Source organism: Vibrio parahaemolyticus, from assembly GCF_900460535.1.
Taxonomy (GTDB): Bacteria; Pseudomonadota; Gammaproteobacteria; order Enterobacterales; family Vibrionaceae; genus Vibrio; species Vibrio parahaemolyticus.
This window is the reverse complement of record NZ_UHIL01000002.1, coordinates 1,167,987-1,190,276: the sequence shown is the minus strand read 5'-3', so window position 1 is coordinate 1,190,276 and position 22,290 is coordinate 1,167,987. Positions and strand designations below refer to the sequence as shown.

Sequence of the window (22,290 nt, the reverse complement as noted above, 5' to 3'; positions counted from 1 at the left end):
GAAGACTCAACGGATGGATAAACGCTATGCTATCGATAAAACAATTATCTTATGCCTTGGCTGTCTCAAAAACGCTGCATTTTCGTAAAGCAGCAGATTTGTGTCATGTTCGCCAATCAACGTTGAGCACAGGCGTCAGTGAACTGGAGCGTCAGCTAGGCATTAAGATTTTTGAGCGGGACAATAAAAAAGTGCTCGTCACGCCACTTGGTCGTGAGGTTTTGGACAAAGCCAGCAACATTATGCTTCAACTAGAAGACATGGCACACCTCGACCACAGTTGCGGCGAACCTTTTTGCTTTCCGTTGTCCATTGGCATGATCCCTACCATTGCACCTTATCTTCTGCCAAAGTTGTTACTCACCTTAAAAGAGCAGTACCCCAACGCGAAAATAGACATCGTCGAAGAACAGTCGCATGTCCTTGTCGACATGGTTCACAGCGGTGAGATTGACGCGGCCGTGCTGGCCATCCCCTACCCTTGTGACGGCTTGTTAACGTTAGAGTTTTGGCAAGAAGACTTTTACTGGGTCGCGCTCGATGGGCAAATGCACACAGACAAAAGCAGCATTACGTCCGAAGAACTACAAGAAACCAACCTCATGCTGCTTAAAGAAGGCCACTGCCTCAAAGATCATATTTTGGATGCCTGCCGCCTCTCTGAACAAACCGCCAATCAGGAATACCGTGCCACCAGCCTAAACACGTTAATTCAAATGGTAATGAGTGGAATGGGCACAACCTTGATCCCGGAAATGGCACTGGAACAGCTCGTCACGCACTACCCAGTATTATCGGCAGTGCATTTAAATGAGCCCGGCCCTCACCGCAGAATAGCCCTCGTGTTTCGCCCAAACTATGTGGACGTTTCCAGTCTCGAAGCGCTTTCCCGTATCGCAAAGCAATCTCTCAAATAATCTCGAAATCAAAATCGTTTAAACCCAGCGGCGCGCCGTTACCTCGGTGTGCTTTGTGTGCTTTGTGGGCGTTGGTATTTGCTATAGACAACGCCTTCCATTCAGTAATCAAAATTTCCGAACGTTACATTCATTTTTATCATTTTTACAAATCAGAACATCTATCCAATACTTTTTTTAGTTGTTTGCTGACGGCTTACAAAAAGTCGTGAAACCAGATGGAATGAAGGAAGCTAGCATGACGCACATCGATATCGGCATTGATAGAGAGCACCGATTAAGCACCGCAGAGGGCTTGAAGCAGCTCTTGGCAGATTCTTACACGCTCTATCTGCAAACGCACAACTTCCACTGGAATGTGGAAGGCCCAAACTTCAGAGAACTGCATCTCATGTTCGAAGAACACTACACCGAACTTGCGACGGCTGTAGACGAGATTGCCGAGCGCATACGCACACTGGACGTTCCCGCACCCGGCACGTTTAAAGAGTTCGCCAAACTCAGTGTAATTGAAGAGGTTGAATGCGTTCCGAGCGCGACGGAAATGGTCGACATACTCACACACAATCACGAACAAGTCGTAAAGACCGCACGTAAAGTGTTAAAGCTAGCCCAACAAGCGGATGACGAATCTAGCGTGGCGTTGGTGTCGGACAGAATGCGCATCCATGAAAAAACAGCATGGATGTTACGATCGCTGCAGAAATAACGCCGAGCGAAACGACCTAAGGATAATGCTCTGTATTAAAAACATCAGTAATTAATAACGGATGCCCGTGTTTGTTCACCAGTTGTACCGACTAGCACTCGCAAAACGCAAGAATGGGAGAATTAACATGACACAAGAAAAAGCGCATTCCGCAGGCAAATGCCCCGTAATGCATGGCTCCATGACCACCAATGACAGAACAGAAAAGAACTGGTGGCCGAAGTCGCTCAACCTCGATATTTTGCATCAACACGACGCTAAAACGAATCCAATGCCGAGTGATTTTGATTACCAAGAAGAAGTCAAAAAACTCGATTTCGCTGCACTCAAACAAGACCTCATCGCACTAATGACCGATAGCCAAGAATGGTGGCCTGCTGACTGGGGACATTATGGCGGCTTGATGATTCGTATGTCATGGCATGCGGCAGGGACTTATCGAATCGCAGATGGTCGCGGCGGTGCGGGCACCGGTAATTTACGTTTTGCCCCGCTAAATTCATGGCCAGATAACGCTAATCTCGACAAAGCAAGACGTATCCTTTGGCCGATTAAGAAAAAATATGGCAACCAACTGAGCTGGGCCGATCTCATTGCGTATGCCGGTACGATGGCTTATGAATCCATGGGGTTGAAAACGTTCGGCTTCGGATTTGGGCGCGAAGACATCTGGCACCCAGAAAAGGACATTTATTGGGGCTCAGAAAAAGAATGGCTGGCACCTACCAACAACCCTAACAGTCGCTACTCAGGTGAACGGGATTTAGAGAACCCACTCGCCGCTGTGATGATGGGCTTAATTTATGTCAATCCAGAAGGCGTCGATGGACAGCCGGATCCACTCAAAACCGCGCACGACGTACGAGTTACGTTCGCTCGAATGGCAATGAATGATGAAGAAACCGTTGCCCTAACCGCTGGTGGCCACACCGTAGGTAAAGCGCATGGTAACGGTGATGCAGCCAATTTAGGCCCAGAGCCAGAAGGTGCCGACATTCACGACCAAGGATTAGGTTGGTTAAACAAGACAACCCGCGGCGTAGGCAACAACGCGGTCACCAGTGGGATTGAAGGCGCATGGACAAGCCAGCCAACGCAATGGGATAACGGCTATTTTCATCTGCTGTTAAATTACGATTGGGAACTGAAAAAAAGCCCAGCCGGCGCATGGCAATGGGAACCTATCGACATTAAAGAGGAAGACAAACCGGTCGATCCTGAAAACCCTAACGTTCGGCATAACCCAATCATGACAGACGCCGATATGGCGATGAAGATGGATCCGGAGTATCGCAAAATCTCAGAACGCTTCCATAGCGACCCGGCCTATTTCGCCAACACCTTTGCTCGGGCTTGGTTTAAATTAACGCACAGAGACATGGGACCTAAGGCTCGCTACATCGGCCCTGATGTCCCGCAAGAAGACCTCATCTGGCAAGATCCGGTTCCTCACGGCAACGCAAACTACGATGTGAACGCGGTAAAAGCCAAAATCACAACCAGTGGGTTATCGGTCAGTGACATGGTCACAACCGCTTGGGACAGTGCACGCACGTTCCGTCAGTCTGACAAACGTGGTGGCGCAAACGGCGCTCGTATTCGCTTAGCACCACAAAAAGACTGGCAAGGTAACGAGCCAGAGCGGCTAGCCCGAGTACTACCGGTGTTGGAAAGCATCGCGAAAGATACGGGAGCTAGCGTCGCTGATGTGATCGTATTAGCAGGTAACGTCGGTATTGAGAAAGCCGCCAGCGCTGCGGGTGTTAACGTCACTGTGCCGTTCCTTCCAGGACGTGGCGACGCAACACAGGAGATGACGGATGTTGAGTCTTTCGAGGTGTTAGAACCGTTGCACGATGGGTATCGAAACTGGCTCAAACAAAACTACGTTGTAACACCAGAAGAAATGCTGTTGGATCGCACCCAATTGATGGGGTTAACTGCCGCTGAAATGACGGTGCTCGTCGGAGGGATGCGCGTTCTTGGCACAAATCATGGCGGTAGCAAACACGGTGTGTTCACAGACCGAGTCGGCCAACTTACCAACGATTTTTTCATTAACCTAACCGACATGAAGTACACGTGGGAACCCGTTGGCGAAAACCTTTACGAAATCCGTAGCCGTCGCTCCAAAGATGTAAAATGGACAGCGACCCGCGTCGATCTTGTCTTCGGCTCAAACTCAATACTCAGAGCCTATGCCGAGCTGTATGCACAAGATGACAACGCAGGAAAATTCGTTGAAGACTTTGTCGCCGCGTGGACCAAAGTGATGAACGCCGACCGATTTTGATATCATCCAAAGCGAAGCATAATTTAACAATTAGACATCCTTTCGCTTATATAAAAATGGCAGGTATCACCTACCTGCCATTTTGTTGCTCAGAAACTTTCGAAGCACATTCTTGTTTTGTCTTATCAAGCTTTGCCCAACATTCTCAGCAACGTTCCGTCCTGCTTAATAAAGTGATGCATAAAGCTGGCACCAAGGTGCAAAACCAATAGGAATGGCAACAACGCTTCACCACTAAGCTCGTGGATCCCCTCGCCCAACTCTTTCAGCATGTGTATTTCTCTGCCAGAACTCACTAATTCAAAACCAAACAGGCTCAGGCCGTACCCTTCTCCTACAGAAACCGCGATGCCAGACAAAGGCAACACCACAGTTAAGGCCAAAAGAGAGTACATAACCACAGCCGCCGCGATAGACTCAAATTTACTTCTTTCAGTCATAGGTTTTGGCATACCCGCAATGAGTCTCCCAACTAACCTAGGCACGCTCAAGGCTAAGACTAAAAGTCCGAATGACATGTGAGCATTAAAAAGTAAGTTGTTTGATTCATCATCCATAACTAGACCAGAAATGAGTACCGCAATCATTCCAAGCCCGATAACCCAATGGAAAAACATCATTGATTTTGAGATTGCATTGTTCGTTTTCGCGTCCATCTTCTTTCTCCATGTAAAAGACATGGTTATTCTTCACATGAGCCATGAATAAAAGATGAATACTTTATTCAGACAAACCACTCTCAGACGAACTAAACAGGTCGCCGCCCTCTAGTTGTGGTCCGTGTTGATACGATAAAAATAAAAACTTACGCCCATACTCAATATCCTTCCACACCCTCACTCTTATACTCTTTCCCAAAATGAGTAATAACCATAATAAATTTTTAGATTGAGGGGAAAACAATGGATATCTACCAAGAAAGCATCAGTTTTTTAGGTAACGACGCGAACTTCGATGCAAACGGATTATTTCAATGCGAACTATCATCGAATACAAATGACCATGATGAAGCGCATTTCTTAACCATATTTAAGAACGAAACCACCATCAATTTGCACATGTCGTTGACCAGCCCTGTTGAGTTGCCAACACCTCTGCCAGAAGCCATCGCAATTGCAATCGGTGAACACGCGCTAGAACCATTTCGAGGTGGTTTCGGTGTTGGTTTAATGCCGGATAGCCGCAGACTGACCGTTTATAAGGTTATTTCTTTAGCTAATAAGCCTCAAAGTTATGTTCAAAACACATTCCAACAACTGCTAGAAAAAATTGAGCAGTGGCACCTCTTCATTGAACAAACCGATAACGAAGCAGCAATTCCAGAACAATTACCTGCTGGGATTTTCATTTAATCCCGCTAAAAACGACCATGTTTAGAAATGAGTTTATTTTATGTCGACAATTCAAATTAATAGTCAACATCGAGGTAATTTAGACCTCGCAGATATTCAAAATATCAAAACCAATGCGAAAGAAGGCGATACCGTTAAATTTGGCTCTGTATTTGGTAAAGAATACAGCGTTACCAAAAGCAATGATGGTGAAATTAGCCTCAAACAAAAAGAAAATCGCAGCTTTTTTAATCGCTTTTTTAGCAAAACAGATTCATCGAAAAACAGCGACTTAAAGCTGAACTTGATGAACCAACAACTGCACAAAAAAGAGAACAACGGCAACGTTAAAGTCCTGACGTTAACGTACAACCAAGCCAACCAAAAGATGCCTGAAGAGACGAAGAACTACTTCCAAAACCTTATCCAAAAGGGTGACTATGATGTGGTCTTATTTGCCGAACAAGAATCGAAATTGCTTGCTAACGACCTAGAACTCGATGGCATGAACCTGCTTAGCCAAAACAAAATGAAAGTCATGACCAAAGGGCTTGGTGAAGGTGTCAGCTACACTTCGATGTCTGTTTTTGCGAAAGATGGCGTCGATATTAACGTGAAAAATGAGTCTGAATATCGTCACGGCATCGGTGGACGAAACATGGAATTCTTCATGGGCATCACGGGTAATAAAGGCGGCGTGAAAACAGCTTTGGAGATCAATGGACAACCTTTAAACGTCATTTCTGCACACCTGGATTCCAACAAAGAAGTCAAACGTGAGTTCGAAGGCAACAAGTTGATGGAAGGCATTAATCCAAATGAGGAAGTTCTGATCACTGGCGATCTCAATGAACGTGAGAAGCGCGTTGCTGAAGGCTCTGATGTGCTGTACGACCCAATTGCCCACGATGATACGCACTTAGCGAAACATGGCTTTAAGTTCAAACCACTCGATAGCCATACTTACATGCAGCTAGATAAGCACACTGGCAATATTAAGCAGAAAGAAGGCCGAGATCGCCCTGACTTCGGTGAGCTGGATAACACTGGTGTAACCAACAAAACGGGCAACTTACAGAACCACCAAACCAGTGTTATCACTGATGGTTTTGAGAATGTCAGCGACCATAAGCCAGTGCAGTCAACATTCGAAGTCAGAAGCTTTTCTCAAAAGTTGATTGAAAACGCGTTTACTCAAAATGCCAATGACTTTAAAAATGATGCCGCCTATCTGAAGCCAGGCACGAACCCAGCTAACGCAACGTTTGATGATGTGACCTCTGCTAACCAAGCACGTCTGGGTTTAGAAAACTTAAACCCGAATGAACAAGCATTCGTGAAAGAGAATTTTGCGAGCTTTATTATCGGTAAAGACGCGATCTTCAGCCAGCTAACTAGCGGCTTTATGGAGGAGATGAGCCAACTTCATGCCTCTGATCTTGCTAAGAACCCAACTCATCTACAAGCGCAGCAAATTGCGTTGAGCGAAAAATACGAACAGCTAAGCGATAAAGTAAACGCTGAGTTTAATAAACAATTCGTGGCAAATCTTTAGCCACAGTGCCGTATTTATCTCTGTTCGATATTGAAAACATAGAAAGTTAAAAACACAAAAAGGCCCTCTTCTCGGGCCTTTTTCATGGCGTTCATTTGTTCGGCTTGCCTCCACCTTTTCCGCCGCCCTTACCACCACCAGAACCAGCAACCGTGATGTTATCGCTCCATCCACTCCAGAACAAAGAACCATCGCTTTGCTGAATGGTGCCAACACGATAATGTACTTCGCCATTGGCACTGGAATCTTCAAACATCGTGGCCGTAGGGTCGAGAACATCCCAACTGCTTACGCTTTGCCATCGATTACGTTTTGCATTCCAACTCTCGCGTTCGACTCTAAAGCCTGCAATGGCATCTTGATCCCCCAAATAGTCCCAAGTGAGAAAGACAATACTATTGGTGATCGAGATGGAAAGAGCTTCTGGTGCCTTAACGACTAGAGGAGGAGGCGGTGGCGGTTCCGAAGGTGTTGCAGTCAGAGCTCCCACCAAATTAAGTCGTCCGTATTGAGAGATGCTCTGTAAGTCTTGCCCATCAGCCCCTATTGGATCCGCTCCCTGTTCCAACATCATACGAATCATCTGGTTACAAGGTACGCCAGAGGCATCTTGGCAAGTCGCAGGATCGGATAACTGATCCGCATATTTGTATGCCCAAAGTAACGCAGCTGCGCCAGCAACATGAGGGCTGGCCATTGATGTACCCGACTGCCAATGCAGACAGGCGTCATTATCGTAATCGAAGGTGCCACACTGCTCATTTGGCATCGTTGAGAGAATACTGTCACCGGGTGCCATTAGCGACACCCAATCGCTACCGAAAGTAGAAAAACTGGCACGATTGTCATCGTCATCCGTCGCACCTACGGCAATCACGTTGTCATAAGCTGCGGGGTAGTTCTTTATCGGGTCTCCGGCGTTCCCTGCTGCGCTCACTAACAACACGCCTTTCCCCCAAGCGTAGTTAACGGCATCATTTTCCGCTTGGCTATAACCGACTAAGCTAATCGGGTTGCCCTCTTCATCGATTTCATCAGAGCCATAACTCATGTTAATCACGTGGTAGCCGTTATCGGCAGCATAGGTGATCGCATCAATGGAGGAAGATAGCGGGCATACCCCCGTCGCAGCGATAAGGAAGCAGCCAAAAAATGGGTCGCAGCTATAAATCAGATATTCGTAGCACGTCTTCAAGTTGCCAACAGAACTGTTAAAACCGACCCCAGCAATACCAATACCGTTATCTGTCTGAGCCGCCGCAATACCTGCGACATGGGTGCCGTGTCCAACCACGTCCTCTAACGTATCACTTTGATAATCGGTGACGAACTTCTGCTGCTCAACACATTTTCCGTTCCCGAACTCAATGCTACTCACGCTATCCCCTGCCATACGACAATCAATACCGGAATCGAGAATTGCTATCTTGACGGCAGAACTACCTTTCGTCATATCCCAAGCTTCGGGAGCATTGATATCTGCACCAGGCAAGCCAGAGGCCTCATCCAGATACGGACCAAATAGTGGGTCATTCACCACGGTAGAATGTACTTGCCCAGTATTATTGAGCGCCCACTGCTCAGAAAAGTAGTCACTAGCATAGATACTTCCACCGAGACCTTCATTTGGAACATACTGAACAATGTGGTTGATATCAGGTTCTGCATACAACACATTCGGGTTCTGGTTAAAACGGGCTAACTGCGCTTCCACTGTTCCAACGGGTACTTGCAAAACATGCACATCAATGCCGGAAATGACTTTGAGCGATTTGGCTCTGCTCTCACGCATCAACTCCCCTACGTCAGACGCCGCTGCACCGGGACGGAATTTAACGAGAATACGATCCACGGCATAAGCCGGAGGTGGAGCTGTATGAACGGGATGAGGATGACTATCGAGGTAAGCCTGCGGTATAGCAAGGCTTTCTGGAACCGCCGCCTGCACAACCGCAGACGACAACAATAAAATCGGCAAGGATAATGAATGATGCATGGCACTATACTCCGTGTTGGATAAGTCCCTTCCTTGACTGAGGAACTCCATTTGCCAGATGAAACGGCAGCGGGTACGGCTCAGCCCCCATCAAAACCTTTTAGCTTAGAATAGAAGTCTACTGACAAATTTACCAGTAAGGAAGGCATCTAAGGCATGCAATAGACCGATAGCAACGGTGAGGAAATGGGCGGGGGTTAATTATGTTCTTTGAAAAAACAGAAAAATGTTTCTGGTCGGTAAAACACTGTAACCACATAAATTTGGGAAGAGAAGAGCGTTCTAAACGCATTTTTGGACAGAAATCAGTTAGGTCTGCAGCTAACGATTACTCCAAGCACATTAGTTTTTTATTGCGGTTTCATCAATTACCTAAATCTAAGATGAATATAAATGCAAAAGTGTTCTGATTTAGCTGTGAAGAACAGACAAACGTGTACCTCACGCACTAATCACGCAGCAATGCTCTGGATTTGACCTGCCCAACAAGTGCGATGTTTGCGATAACTTCCAGAAGCCACCAATACAACTTAAAAGTTGTCCATCAGCATAAAAACAACATTTTAGTTGTTTATACATGCATAAGTCACCAGCAGCCAAACATTCACATAATTAATCATTAAATTCATATAACATTAGGAGAAATAGACTTTAATACCCCTGCCCCAATTCTTCGACGGCTCGAATAGTCATCATCCGAATGACTAAAAGATCGACAAGTAAGAAATTGTTCAAAGTTCTAACAAAAAACACTCCCTTGGCAAGGGGATATTCGACTAAAATCACATGCTTATCGCAAAAATTTCAAGGACCGGGTATGAATAATCAGGGCTGGATTCACTATTGGCGTAATTCTCTTGCCGATGCCGATAGCGCGAAAGGTGCATTAAAAAAGCAAGACCTGAAAAATTATGTGCGAACGACAACCGACGAGTTCAAAGAAGGTAAGCTTAAACCTGATTCTACATTGCTAGAAGATCTGTTTCGCAATGAAGCAGATACCCTAACCGCCGTACAAATTCATCATCGACCGGTCACCTATTATCTTCGGAAAGTTCATGGGAAAGATTACAGCGGCAATATGCCTGGTGTACTGACACCAATTGTCTGCTCTTTATGGGTCAATCGTGAAGGACTACTATTTCCCAACACCACGCCATTCATACCTCGTGATTTGCTTGCTCCTCAAGGAAATGACACCTTTACTATCGCTGACGTCGATAAGCTCGATGAATTCCTAACAACAAATGAAATTCCAGCGCAGTCTACTGAAAGTATTCCAGCCAAATTCGAACAAGAAGAACAGTATCAGAACCATCAAAAAGATTGGCACAACTACTACGGACTCACCCAAAAACTATTTGCCGATTACTGCGATAGAAACCGAATCAAGCAGTTCTACGAACACATTGAAAGTCGTGGCTTAGTCAACAAAATCAGCGAGTGCTTGGGAGCTTCAAGGCATATTTTAAAACTGTACGATAACCTGAGCAATTCAAGCACAGCCTTGCCTCTGCTTGATAGTTACGCGGCAAAAACAGTAACCAACCACGATGAATGTATTGAAGTATCTCAGACAGTGCATTCGCGTTTTGGCCACTCAAATAGTCAATTCCCGCTAACTAAAGCGCAATGCGATGCCTTGACCCATACCTTAGCCATGCAAGAAGGCGATATTCTTGCGGTAAATGGTCCTCCTGGCACAGGTAAAACAACGTTTGTTCTATCTGTAGTCGCATCACTGTGGATTGAATCTGCGCTAAAAGAGAGTCAGCCGCCGCTAATCATTGCGGCATCGACTAATAATCAAGCAGTAACCAACATCATTGATGCCTTTGGTAAAGACTTCGATGAAGGCGACGACGAACTATCAGGCCGATGGTTGCCCGACATTTTTAGCTATGGTGGCTACCTGCCATCGGCGTATGGAGAATTGGAAGCAGCCAAAAGTTACCAAACTAAGCATTTCTATGAAAAAGTCGAGCAGTTGGATTTTCTCGATCAAGCCCAAGCGCATTATTTGGATAGAGCAAAACAGGCGTTTCCACAACAGAATTTTGCTGATGTAACGCAAGTTAAAGCGTATCTCCTTGCCGAATTGCGCCAACATCAAAACCAGTTAGATCACATCCAAAACAATTGGCATCACTACAACCGCCAACTAAATGACATCCATTCTCGGCTGGGGAACAATCCCCAACAAACATTGGCAGATCAACAACAAGCCGTTTCTAATGCGCAAGCATTGAAAGATAACGCCAAAGAACAGTTAACTGCGTGGCGAAGCTACCTCGGCAATGAATCTACATGGTTAACTCTGTTTAAGTGGTTACCGCCAATTAAGAATAAACTTGAACTCCAGCGCAGGAGTTTCATGTATAACCTTATTGAGCACGATGAAGAGCAAATTGAAAATCTGTCATCAGACCGATTTGAGAGCCTACTCAAGCAAGTATTTTCTAGTAAAAAAGACGATTTTGATGATCAAAAAAATCGGTATCAATCTTGGCTAGAGCAGTATCAAGAGTTTGAGCAATCACAACTGAATTGGCTTGATTCTATCAATAACTTTACTGAAGACTCTCCAGAGCAAACTATTCCACAACTGACTGACATCGATTCGGTTTTAGATATCACGACCCGTTTTCGAATGTTCCGCTTAGCGGTCCATTACTGGGAAGCATGCTGGCTGCTCAATTGCCGAGATTTGGGTCAAGAGTTGAACAAGCAGGCCCGGAAAACAGGTTTGAAAACGGTTCGTCCTCGCTGGCAACGCCGAATGATGATCACTCCTTGCATTGTATCAACGTTCCATTCTCTGCCTTCTCATATGACTTACCAGTCTCACGTTGGGAATAATGAATTTGAAACTGAATATCTGCTTAATGAAATCGACCTTTTGATCGTTGATGAAGCAGGCCAAGTAGCTCCAGAAGTTGCCGCGGCCTCATTCGCACTTGCCAAAAAAGCCTTGGTGATTGGTGATATTTACCAAATCCCGCCAATTAGAAATGTGAGTTCATCAATCGATCGAGGTAATTTAAAGCAGCATAAAGTCATCAACTCTGATGATGAATACACAGCCATTCAAGAGGCTGGCCGAAGTGTAGTAACTGGCAGTGTGATGCATGTAGCGCAACAAGCAAGCCGCTTTCATTATATGCCGGAAGCTGAGCCTGGAATGTTTTTGCAAGAACATAGACGCTGCTACGATGAATTAATCTCATACTGCAATGACCTTTGCTATCAAGGTATCCTGATCCCCAAGCGAGGACAAGCGACCGAAGATAGCCTCTACTCCCCTTTCAGTCATTTGCACGTCGACGGTATCGCGGAATCATTTAGCGGCAGCCGACGCAATAAGTTAGAAGCAGAAACTATCGCTGCATGGCTACATGCCAATAAGGTTGAAATAGAGAATTACTACGGCGAGCCACTGGCCAAGTGTGTGGGTATCATTACTCCATTTTCAGCTCAAGTGAACCAGATCAAGACCGCGTGTGGTGAGTTCGATATCAAAGCAGGCAAGGGGGATGACCAACTAACCGTTGGCACCGTTCACTCTCTTCAAGGTGCTGAACGCAAAATCATTATTTTTTCCCAGGTGTACACCAGACACAACGATGGCGGGTTTATCGATATGGATCCGTCAATGCTCAACGTCGCTGTCTCTCGAGCCAAAGATGCATTCTTGGTGTTTGGTGATTTGGATATCATTGAAGCTGCGCCATCATCTTCTCCACGAGGATTACTCGCCAAGTATCTCTTCACTGACGAGCGAAATGAGCTTGAGTTTAGTGTTGGTCAACGCCCCGATTTATTACAAATATGCGGCCATCCGAAACTGCTAACCAATGCCGAAGAGCACGATGCGTTCTTATCAAAACTGCTGAGGGAAGTACAACGAAAAATAGATATCGTCTCGCCTTGGTTACTGCTAGACAAACTGCAATCAACTGGTCAGTTAGAACTACTAAAAACAGCACTGCACAAAGGTGTCCAGATAACCATACACACCGACAGACATTTCAATACCACGGTCGCAAACCACCCGGATACTAATAAAGTAAAAGCGTTTCAACATTGCTGCGCGACCTTGGAACAGCTTGGTATCGTTATCAATGTGATAAATGGTGTCCATAGTAAAAGCGTTTTTGCTGATGATCGGTATATGGCGGTGGGGTCATTCAATTGGTTTAGTGCAAGCAGAAGCGGAAAATACGCTAATATCGAGACATCATTAATCTATGTCGGTGAGTTAGAGAAGGAGATCAAAACTCAACTCGACTTCTTAAATAGCCGAAGCTGCAACACAAACAAGCAGCCCGTGACGTAGACACAAAGCGTCACTCTTTTGTCCCGAAGTGACTCAAAATCATTTTCAGCATACCCTCAGACAGGTAATTGCTAATTAATCATTTTTAATTAGCAATTACGAAGTGAGTTGCATTCCTTTCAGATGAATTTTATTGGGGAAAATTTGGAACTAGAAGAGCAAGCGATTTTATGAGCGAAAATGACAATGGGGCATAAACCAGTTACATCAACATCAAGTCCCCATTTCCGAATGACTATGGCACTGAAGTGAAAATTGGCTTCCCCCTCTTTATCGAGTTTAACTCAGCACTAAAGAAGTGAACCAATAATCTTATCTAATATCCGATGGACTTTGGACAAGAGTAGAGTGTGAACGAGAGTCTATTAGCTAATTAGAGCGGGAATACCCGGAAGCTGACCAACGACAGCAAGGGAACCAGCGCAAATGATAAAGGCCACGCCAGGGATCAGGTATTTATCTTTACCTGATAGTTCGTTAGCGCGCTCATGGTCACCGATAAGTCCGAGGTTATCCAGCAGCATAGTTATAGCCCAGCCGAACACTGGGTTAACGAATGCACAAGCAAAAATACAGATACCCGCACTGAGTGAATCTTTATGCTTATGGATCATCTGCATACCTGCTTCAAGAAGTGGTAAGAACACGCCGACAATCAACGCAACGCGTAGAACTGGTTCCCACATCGCGAGATCCATTGGGTAACCAATTACCGCGGCCGCAATACACATTAAGCCAGTTAACAGCGCACCGCCAGGAATAGGACGTTTGGCAATTGCGGCTGGAATCATGTACGTACCCCAAGAAGAGGCTAAGTTGCCGCCACCTAGTAGTGAACCAACCCCCTGACGAATAGACGCGCCGACCATCGTATCGTCGACATCCATTAGTACGCCTTTCGCTTCTTTTGGGTAGTTAAGTTCTTGAAAAACTCGATGCCCAAGGTAGTCAGGAGACCACATAGCGACGGCTAATAGAGCAAATGGCGTAACAGCAATAAAGTGCTCTAACGTTGGCCAGCCTAGTTGCCAGCCGGTATCTTCACCCCACCAGTAGAATGGACTGAAATTAGGCAGGCCCGGCTCCGTGGTAAAAGCAAACTCAGCCCCCATCGCGTAAGCGACAATACCCGCTAGCGCAGAACACAGTGGGATAGCCAACCAACGTTTGTTGATTTTGGCTAAGTAGGCATAAACCATAACCGTTAGACCAATGACCACAAATGAGATATAACCTTGGTCGGTACTTGCAGCCCACGCTTCTGTCTTATTGATTTGTCCGATCAATCCTACTGCGCCAAGGTAGATCAACAACCCACCTCTAACCCCAATGCCAGTCAGGGTCATAAGTTTTGAACCGCCTTTAGTAAAAGCGAGAATTAAACCAAAAGCACAGACCATCAAACCGAGAGCCAGAGGATGCCCGCCAGCGGCGGCAATCATAGGAATCAGCGGTATCATTGGGCCATGAGTACCGGCTAAGTTTGCGTTCGGGTTTAGGATGGCGGAAAACAGGATAACGAACAGAGCACCTGCAATAAGCAGTTCGTAACGCACGTTTTCTGCAACGAACTCCGGAGATAAGCCGAATTGAGCAGCAAAGGCCGCAACCATGGCGGTCACCATAACAACTTTTCCTATGGTGGCGGCTAACGCTGGTACCCAATCTTCGATTTCAATACTGTAATCACGCGATGGCAAATGAATACCCCAGCGACGAAAGCTCATGACGGTTAAATCATGGTTTAGAAAGTCTTCTCGGCTTTCAAATTCATGCGGTTTCTTGCGCACATCCCTGTAAAAAGTCTTACTTGAGTCAGACATTGAGTTATCCTTTTTTACGTTTCAAAGCTGAACCATCTCAACTAGAGTTTCGCGAGGTACACAAACCTTCGACCAATACGAGACCACATCCTAGCTGCTATCGAGCACCTTTATTGATTTGCACTTATTAAGCATGTGTTGCTATCGATAGGAATATTAGACATTAGTAAAAGAGCAACAAAACTCTCACTTATTAAACATTAATTTAACAATGCGTTAGTGTGCGTTGATCTCGTATGAGTTGTTTTCTCAAGGTAAGCCAAAGGGAGAACGGTCGTCGCTCCAACTTATGTTTGTTAAAGACTAAATTTTTTGGGAACGTAATGGTTGCTATTGAGGTACGTTGTCTATTTGCAGTCAGCTTGAAGCCATTAGAAGTAATCGTGTGAAAGGAACTAAATAGAGTTTCTGACTCTGAATGATTTTGGGCAAGAATAAGTGAATCATGGTAAGCCAATTCGTGCTTACCATGATTTCTGCTCGTATGTACTGGCGTTCGAGAAACTCGAAAGTCAGCTCATGAGCTCTGGGTAGAGGCTATGTTCTGTAGAGAACCTTGACCACATGCCAGCCAAATTTTGTTTTGACTAAGTGCGGAGTTAACACTTCACCAGAAAAACAAACTTTGTCGAATTGAGGCACCATTTGACCGCGACGGAACTCACCGAGGTCACCACCACGTTTGCCAGACGGGCAAGTTGAATACTTTTTCGCTAGTGTTTGGAATTTAGCGCCTTTTTTCAGTTGCTTGATGATGTCTTCAGCTTGTTCTTTGTGCTTAACAAGAATGTGCAATGCGGCTGCTGTGTTTGCCATGTGTTTATCTCTCACTATTCTGGTGGCGCAAGTTTACCGAATACACTGGTTTGCGCCAAACATTTCTCCACCTAACCCATTTTAGGCCATGGCTTGCCCCAAAAACACTTGGCTAGGTGATGAAAACCAGTGCAACACGGGTAATATTGACCTCGATTTATAAAGAGATTGCTTAAAAAGCTCACATTTACTTCCTATACGGTTGAAGCTGTCGCTTTATAAGATATGATTAGACACAAATCGGTGGCATTTATAAGGTTATTTCATGGCAAAAGTCGTTAGTAAGGCGAATCAATCTCAGGGTATGTTGATGTTTAAGCTCACCCTGCAACAAAACTTCGCAATAGGGACACTTAAAGTTCGTGAAATTGTACCCTACATGCCAACCACAAAAATCCCGTATTCCCATCACCATGTGATTGGTACGGTGACCATTCGTGATCTCACCGTTCCTGTTATCGACATGTCAGCTGCGGTTGGCTTTCGTCCAATTACGCAAGAAGAATACAAAAACTGCTACCTCATCGTGACCGACTGTTTACGCACTGTGGTTGCGTTTATGGTTCGTAGCATAGAGAAGATCATCGAATGCGATTGGAAAGCCATTGAAACGCCACCAGCAAGCGCTGGAAAAAACATCTTCGTGACGGGTATCACTCGTTATGGCGATCAAACAGTTCAAATGCTCGATGTCGAGCTACTGCTTTCTAAAATTTATCCGCAGTATGAAAACGCGAATATCCCGATGCTGACGGATGTAGAGCGTGAACGCCTCAAAGCACTGAATATCTTGTTGGTGGATGACTCATCAATTGCGCGTAAGCAATTAAGTGACGCGCTAGATAGCATCAATATCTCCTATCAAATTTGTAAAAATGGCTCAGATGCACTGCAGTTGATGAAAAATGAGGCAGAAGCAAACCGCCCAATAGATATTCTGGTCAGTGATATTGAAATGCCGGGGTTGGATGGTTACGAGTTAGCGTTTGAAGTGCAAAATGACTCAGCTCTTAATCACTCGTACCGCATTCTACATACTTCACTGTCGAGTGAGATTTGTGTCGATAGAGCGCATCAAGTTGGCGCTCACGAAGCGTTAGAAAAGTTTAATGCTGGTGAGCTCATCGAAGCTATGCTCCGCGGGGCAAAAGAGCTAGAAGCCAATGCCATGGCTTCTTAACGTTTAACTGAACATAATATGTGGCTTTGTGTTCACTCGAAATCGTTATCACTTTGTCGTCATTTCAACGATTTATTGCTGACTATTGATGACACTGCGACGCTTAAGGCACGTGTACTAAAGCGACTTGTTTACAGCGTTTACTTCTTTGGCATAGCGTAGCTGCGAGACACAAACTCAGTTTCTTCCACTTGGTAAACATGATTAATGTAAGAAGCCAAACTGTAAATGACATTGGCCATTAAGTTGGCGTAACGGAACAGAATCGGCGCTGGTTGCTTTTTCCCAGCATGCTCTATCGCGACGAGTGCTCGAACGGTTTTCTTTGCTTGGCAGCGGCACAAATGCAGTTGACTAGACGTAGCATGGCCTCCCGGCAGCACGAAACCTTTAAAACCACCGTCTATGCGCGCTTTTACGGCCTCATAGTCTGCTTTAAGCTCTTCAACTTCCGATTCTGTAATCGCTAACTTGCCACGCACCGAACCATTGAGATGGTAAACATTAGGCTGAAGGCGCGTGAGAATATCTCGACTGAAGTCGTCCAATTCCATCGACAGCACCAACCCAATCCGGCTGCACAACTCGTCTGCGGTGATCTCGAAATCGCACACAGGGCTGTCTTCGTAAATAAAGGGATAACAGATCTCGCTCAATTCCTTGCTTACAGGTCTCATGCTGTTGTTCCAATATAAAAAAGGGAGCCAGTATAACCTAACTCCCTCTTAGTAATCATAAAAACGACGTCCGCATTAGGCGTTTTCGATTTTCTTGTGGCCTTCTTGTAGATGCACAAAATCAACCAAGTCATCGCCTGAGACTTGATACGCTTGACCGAACCCTTTTACGAACAAACCTTTCTCAGCTTTTAGGTTGAACAGTACAAAGTCTTCAAGCTGGCTTAGACCGTCGATGATGTCACCGAAACGCGCTTTCATTTGACCAACGACCAATTGCCACATTTCAGTATCACGCTCAACAACCGTTGCGACCGCATCAAACGTCAAACGCTTACGTGCAAAAAGCTGTTTGGATGAATCTTCATCTTCGATCATCATCAGTGAAACGTTTGGATTTTCTAGCAGATTTCTAGCATGGCGAGCAATCTGAGAGATCAAAACGAAGTAACCTTCCTGATTCTGAACATAAGGCGCGTAACTTACGTTCGGACGGCCTTCGCTGTCTACCGTTGCAAGCTGTAAAGTACGGCGCTCCTGACGAAATTCCTTAATCTCTGGCCCTAGGCGGCCTTGCAAACGCTCTTGTTTAACTTGTTGATCCATATTGATACCTGACTTTATTTCTATTTATTTGTCCCGAATTCTAGTTCGGTTATGTATGTTCGTGGTCGCGACTTCTCACGTTCTTGAACGTAAAGCCGCGACGACTGGCTGTCTTTGTTAATGATTTAGCTCAGCTTGCATGGCGCGAAACGCTGTTACCTGCTCAGCAATAAGTTCGCGTTTTTCGTCACGCCCTAAGTACACTTTGAAGATATTGCTGCCGCATTCAGAGAAAAAGCCAAAGTAGTGACTTTCACGTCCCATAAACGGTTTACTGACCAGCGCGATATTTTTTACGTTATCCAATTTGAGGTGACCATGCAGCTCACCGTCTCGCCCCATTAGATTGTAATAACCACGCGCAACTTTGCCTTTCGGAAAAGGCGCTTTCACTTCGAAAATGGAGCCGAAGGAGTGTACGATCGTCGTCACTGGGCCAAAGCCAACTAGGCTTTCAAGGATTGTTTGCGCTTGTTCACCCGGAGCAATCGCAACCATCTCTTGCGGCAGTGCTGCGACAACATCAAATTCTGTCACACCTAAACGCTCTGCCATTGCGGCAGGCAGAAGTTGAGGTTCTTGTTCCAATAGAGCTTCTACCTGTTGCTTGATTGATTCCATTTTGTTTTCCATCTTTTCTTCAATTTGTCTTCATTAATTATTGGATACTTTTGGCACGCTTTCGTTCATCTCTGATGTCAGTACCTGAATACAGGCTTGCGCTAACGAAACGGCCCAAAAACTGCCCGCTAAAGTAAGCACTAAGCTTCGCTCTTGAAGCTCAACTAAGCCTTTGTCTTGCCATACTTTAAACATCGGCATGAGAAAATCGAACGTATCGCTACCCATAAACACCGGCAATTTACTTGCCTGAACAATGCCGCGGTCAAACCCGGATTTTAGCGCTGCAAATAATGGCTCTAATGGGCTGTGCTTCATCATCATCGCAATCGTACTTTGCCCTTCATTCACCGCTTTGATGTAGGTGTCTAAAGTACGGTGCAGCATCATCCCGTAGCCGCCAATGTTGCCACCAGCACCGCATCCAATCGGTAACACTTCTGCGTACGTCTTGGCTAAGCTGTTGTATAGGCTACGCTCACGGTTATCGACGGCCCAGTGGTTCACGCTCAACTGCTTCATGTGGTGCTTCGCCATAAAGTTCACACCTAGCTCATACATGCCCGCTTTCTCTGGCGTCGTCGCTGGTAGTGGGATCTTGCCTTTTTCAACGAGATTGAGCATTGGCGCAGTTCCACCCACGACCAACTGATACAAATCCAAGCCATGCGCGCCTGTCGACATAAAATCGTTAAGATCTTGTTCAAGTATTTCTTTGGTTTGATAAGGCAAGCCGTACAACAAGTCGATGATGACTGGGATTTTGTCTTCCTTCGCCAGTTCCGAAACGCGTTTAAGTACGTCTTCTCTATCATCAAGACGCTTTGCACTGCGACGAACTTGAGTGTTGAAGCTCTGCACACCAAAAGAGAAGCGATTAAAGCCGCCATCTAACGCACCTTGATACAACTCATCGGAAAAACGATTGATGCGCCCTTCTAAAGTAATTTCGCAATCAGACGCGAGAGGGAAATAATCATGAATGGCCTGCCCCAGCACACGAACTTGTTCGGGAGAAAGATCGGTCGGCGTTCCACCACCAATGTAAACCGCATGGAAGATACCGCTTTGCGTCCAAGGAAGTGCAGCTTTCTCCTTCAACTCCTGCATTAAGGCAGCGAAGTACTCATCGACAAGTTTGCGACTGGCCGCATTCTGAAAGAAGTTACAAAAAGTGCAGCGAACACGGCAAAATGGTACGTGAATGTACAAACAGCGTTTGTTGTTTCTCGCGTTTCGGTCAGAAGTAATGCTCGACAAAACCCCTGCTTGTTGAGGTGGCGGTACTGGCACACTCGCTCCGCCAGCATGAGCCGAGTGCTTCTTCACAAAAGCAAATCTCAGGGGGTCAGGGCTATCGCTGCCCAGAACTGATTCGTCAAATTTATCAATATCGACGCTCATATATACTCACTTAAACCCCACCACATAAGGGATAGAGGCTAATCTCAAAAAAACTGCAAGGATCATAATTTGACCGTAATGATAATGCAATTGATAATTGATCTTATTTCGATTGTAAGTAATAATCGCCTCAAGTTTTCATAGTTCTACCGAGAATAACCCGTGAACGTACAAAGATATGTCATTGCAGGAGGCGCCTCTCTCGTCATTCATGCCGCACTTCTTTTTGTCTCGCAAGAGAACAAAGTGTTCGCAATGCCTGCTGGAAACCCAGCAAGCTCGGTAAGCCTCAACCTTGTATCTGCACCACCACCAACGCTCGAAAAGCCCACACCAGAGAATGTGGAACCACCAAAAGAGCCACAGCCTCAAAAACAGCCTGAGCCTGAAAAGAAGGTCGTTAAGAAGCAGGTTGTCAAAAAAGAGGCGGTGAAGAAAAAGGTGGTCGAGAAAAAGCCAGAGCCAATTAAGCAACCTAAGAAAGTGGAACCAACCAAAACGGTTGCCAAGCAAGAAACTCAGCCCAAAGCCGAACCGAAGAAAAAAATAGAACCGGTGAAGAAAGATACGGTTACTCAGCAAACTGCATCAGCGAGCCAATCCAAAGGGGCAACGTCTCAGCCTATTTTGGTCGACAAACCAACGTTTGTGAGTCAACCAACGCAGCCCCGCTATCCAAGGTCTGCGCAAAGACGCGGTATCGAAGGCGCAGCCTTGTATGAGGTATGGCTCGATGAGAATGGCAACCAAATCAAACATGTTTTGCTTGAATCGTCTGGCACCGAGTCGCTGGATGCCTCAGCGCTGCGAGCTATTAAACAATGGCAATTTACACCACATATTTTAGGCGGGCTAAAAGTGGCTCACCGAGTACAAATACCAGTTCGTTTTAAGTTGGAAGGATAATGGAACAACTACAAGAATTACAAACTCAGTTCGGTCTTATGACATGGCCTTTGATCATTTGCTCGGCACTCACCGTCATGATCATTGCGGAACGACTCTTCCAAGTATTCATCAGTCTTGGCGTTGGCAAAAGTGCCATTCGTCAACATTTGGCTAGTCTGGACCCAACGAACAGCCGAGATATTGAAGCGCTGGCCGATGAGTTGTCGGGAAAGCGTCCCCTACTTTATCGCGGTGTAGCAATGCTATTGGCTCACCACTCATTCGCTAAATCGCTGCGTGAAGACGCGGCTGGCATGTGGCTGCAAGAAAAGCGTCATCAACTGCATTCTGGTCTTCGCCTTCTGACGTTGATCGGCGTAATCAGCCCGCTAATTGGTCTTCTCGGCACAGTATTGGGATTGATTGAGATGTTTAAAGGCATCGCGGTTTCAACTGGGAACATCACACCTAACGATTTGGCTGACGGCTTGGGTTTAGCCATGCGCACAACGGCCGCTGGCTTGATCATCGCCCTACCCGCTATTTCTGGCGCACAAATCATCGGTTTGTGGGCTGACCGCGTACTCGCCAAACTTGAGCATACTCTCAACTACGTGAATTTGTGGCTTGAAGGCATTTCCCTGCAGCACGTGTCTCCAGAAAAAACAAAAACAACGGCAAGTATCACCAAAACGGCTGAGGCGAAAGCTTCATGATCAAAGTACCACAGGACAATAACCGCAACGGCTTAACACCAGATTTAACACCGCTGTTAGACATCATTTTTATTGTGATGGTTTTCTTGATGCTTACCGCCGCAGTCAAACTCGACTCATTAGATGTCGCGCTGCCAAGCACCGACTCGCAGGCCGTTGCAGAGGTCGATAAGCAGTCGATTACCGTTAATATCCTCAAGGATGAGCCTTATTGGGCGATCAACGGACAAACGTACATCGATTGGGAAAACTTCACTCTCGCGCTGTTAGAAGAGAGTAAATCAACCGATAAACCTATTGTGATCGGTGCAGAAAAAACAGCTAATATTCAATCACTTGTTCAGCTTCTTGGCTTTTTGCAAGAAAACGGAATTCAGGCGACTCAATTGCTCACTGAAGAGTCGCCATAACAAGAACATAAA

Annotated in this window: 18 protein-coding genes; 10 read left to right on the top strand and 8 right to left on the bottom strand. The window is 45.8% G+C overall.

Annotated features, from left to right (window positions below):
• Positions 1 to 26 precede the first annotated feature (26 nt).
• The 3 genes from DYB02_RS22490 (at position 27) to katG (ending at position 3,919) form a co-directional block, all read left to right on the top strand.
• Positions 27 to 917 (top strand): hydrogen peroxide-inducible genes activator, encoded by an 891-nt coding sequence (locus DYB02_RS22490; protein ID WP_029805769.1) that lies wholly within the window; start codon positions 27 to 29, stop codon positions 915 to 917.
• 238 nt (positions 918 to 1,155) lie between these two features.
• On the top strand, positions 1,156 to 1,626 hold the full coding sequence (locus tag DYB02_RS22480; protein ID WP_029805772.1) for a Dps family protein: 471 nt from the start codon (positions 1,156 to 1,158) through the stop codon (positions 1,624 to 1,626).
• A gap of 127 nt (positions 1,627 to 1,753) precedes the next feature.
• Positions 1,754 to 3,919 carry a catalase/peroxidase HPI gene (katG, locus tag DYB02_RS22475; RefSeq protein WP_029805778.1) on the top strand — a complete coding sequence of 722 codons (2,166 nt, stop codon included), beginning with the start codon at positions 1,754 to 1,756 and terminating at the stop codon, positions 3,917 to 3,919.
• Between the two features lie 125 nt (positions 3,920 to 4,044).
• Here the strand turns inward: katG and DYB02_RS22470 are convergent, their stop codons facing one another.
• Positions 4,045 to 4,575, bottom strand: coding sequence for a cytochrome b (locus tag DYB02_RS22470; protein WP_041953148.1), 531 nt, complete (start codon positions 4,573 to 4,575; stop codon positions 4,045 to 4,047).
• Positions 4,576 to 4,821: 246 nt separating this feature from the next.
• Between DYB02_RS22470 and ati1 the strand changes: the two genes are divergently transcribed.
• Both ati1 and DYB02_RS22460 read left to right on the top strand, forming a co-directional pair.
• A complete protein-coding gene (gene ati1 / locus DYB02_RS22465; protein ID WP_029806315.1) occupies positions 4,822 to 5,271 on the top strand; it encodes an Ati1 family type III secretion system chaperone in 450 nt (149 codons plus the stop codon).
• Positions 5,272 to 5,311: 40 nt separating this feature from the next.
• A complete protein-coding gene (locus DYB02_RS22460) occupies positions 5,312 to 6,805 on the top strand; it encodes a VPA0450 family T3SS effector inositol phosphatase (protein WP_029806317.1) in 1,494 nt (497 codons plus the stop codon).
• Between the two features lie 91 nt (positions 6,806 to 6,896).
• On the opposite strand, the gene DYB02_RS22455 is transcribed toward DYB02_RS22460, so the two are convergent.
• Complete coding sequence (locus DYB02_RS22455) at positions 6,897 to 8,801, bottom strand: S8 family serine peptidase (protein WP_029806319.1); 1,905 nt, start codon at positions 8,799 to 8,801, stop codon at positions 6,897 to 6,899.
• Between the two features lie 817 nt (positions 8,802 to 9,618).
• Between DYB02_RS22455 and DYB02_RS22450 the strand changes: the two genes are divergently transcribed.
• On the top strand, positions 9,619 to 13,137 hold the full coding sequence (locus DYB02_RS22450) for an AAA domain-containing protein (RefSeq protein WP_029845666.1): 3,519 nt from the start codon (positions 9,619 to 9,621) through the stop codon (positions 13,135 to 13,137).
• 365 nt (positions 13,138 to 13,502) lie between these two features.
• Here DYB02_RS22450 and DYB02_RS22445 read toward each other — a convergent pair whose 3' ends face one another.
• The gene (locus DYB02_RS22445; protein WP_017447905.1) at positions 13,503 to 14,960 is read right to left on the bottom strand and encodes a DUF3360 domain-containing protein; all 1,458 of its coding nucleotides are present in this window, start codon (positions 14,958 to 14,960) and stop codon (positions 13,503 to 13,505) included.
• A 537-nt stretch (positions 14,961 to 15,497) separates the two neighbouring features.
• A complete protein-coding gene (gene ppiC, locus DYB02_RS22440; protein ID WP_079722410.1) occupies positions 15,498 to 15,791 on the bottom strand; it encodes a peptidylprolyl isomerase PpiC in 294 nt (97 codons plus the stop codon).
• A gap of 250 nt (positions 15,792 to 16,041) precedes the next feature.
• Between ppiC and DYB02_RS22435 the strand changes: the two genes are divergently transcribed.
• Positions 16,042 to 16,956: a chemotaxis protein gene (locus DYB02_RS22435; RefSeq protein WP_005457535.1), complete on the top strand. Its 915-nt coding sequence runs from the start codon at positions 16,042 to 16,044 to the stop codon at positions 16,954 to 16,956.
• 140 nt (positions 16,957 to 17,096) lie between these two features.
• On the opposite strand, the gene DYB02_RS22430 is transcribed toward DYB02_RS22435, so the two are convergent.
• The 4 genes from DYB02_RS22430 to hutW form a co-directional block, all read right to left on the bottom strand.
• Positions 17,097 to 17,633, bottom strand: coding sequence for an ATP:cob(I)alamin adenosyltransferase (locus DYB02_RS22430; protein ID WP_005488170.1), 537 nt, complete (start codon positions 17,631 to 17,633; stop codon positions 17,097 to 17,099).
• A gap of 75 nt (positions 17,634 to 17,708) precedes the next feature.
• Complete coding sequence (hutZ, locus tag DYB02_RS22425; RefSeq protein WP_005488117.1) at positions 17,709 to 18,239, bottom strand: heme utilization protein HutZ; 531 nt, start codon at positions 18,237 to 18,239, stop codon at positions 17,709 to 17,711.
• Positions 18,240 to 18,356: 117 nt separating this feature from the next.
• The gene (gene hutX / locus DYB02_RS22420) at positions 18,357 to 18,860 is read right to left on the bottom strand and encodes a heme utilization cystosolic carrier protein HutX (RefSeq protein WP_029804937.1); all 504 of its coding nucleotides are present in this window, start codon (positions 18,858 to 18,860) and stop codon (positions 18,357 to 18,359) included.
• Positions 18,861 to 18,893: 33 nt separating this feature from the next.
• Entirely contained in the window at positions 18,894 to 20,264 is a 1,371-nt protein-coding gene (hutW, locus tag DYB02_RS22415) for a heme anaerobic degradation radical SAM methyltransferase ChuW/HutW (protein WP_029804939.1), read from the bottom strand.
• A 162-nt stretch (positions 20,265 to 20,426) separates the two neighbouring features.
• On the opposite strand from hutW, the gene DYB02_RS22410 reads away from it, so the two are divergent.
• The 3 genes from DYB02_RS22410 to DYB02_RS22400 are packed head-to-tail and all read left to right on the top strand — an operon-like array spanning position 20,427 to position 22,278.
• Entirely contained in the window at positions 20,427 to 21,170 is a 744-nt protein-coding gene (locus DYB02_RS22410) for an energy transducer TonB (protein WP_021487076.1), read from the top strand.
• The gene (locus DYB02_RS22405) at positions 21,170 to 21,868 is read left to right on the top strand and encodes a MotA/TolQ/ExbB proton channel family protein (protein ID WP_021487040.1); all 699 of its coding nucleotides are present in this window, start codon (positions 21,170 to 21,172) and stop codon (positions 21,866 to 21,868) included. The genes DYB02_RS22410 and DYB02_RS22405 overlap by 1 nt, the downstream gene beginning before the upstream one ends.
• A complete protein-coding gene (locus DYB02_RS22400; protein ID WP_005454456.1) occupies positions 21,865 to 22,278 on the top strand; it encodes an ExbD/TolR family protein in 414 nt (137 codons plus the stop codon). The genes DYB02_RS22405 and DYB02_RS22400 overlap by 4 nt, the downstream gene beginning before the upstream one ends.
• The last annotated feature ends 12 nt before the right edge of the window (positions 22,279 to 22,290 follow it).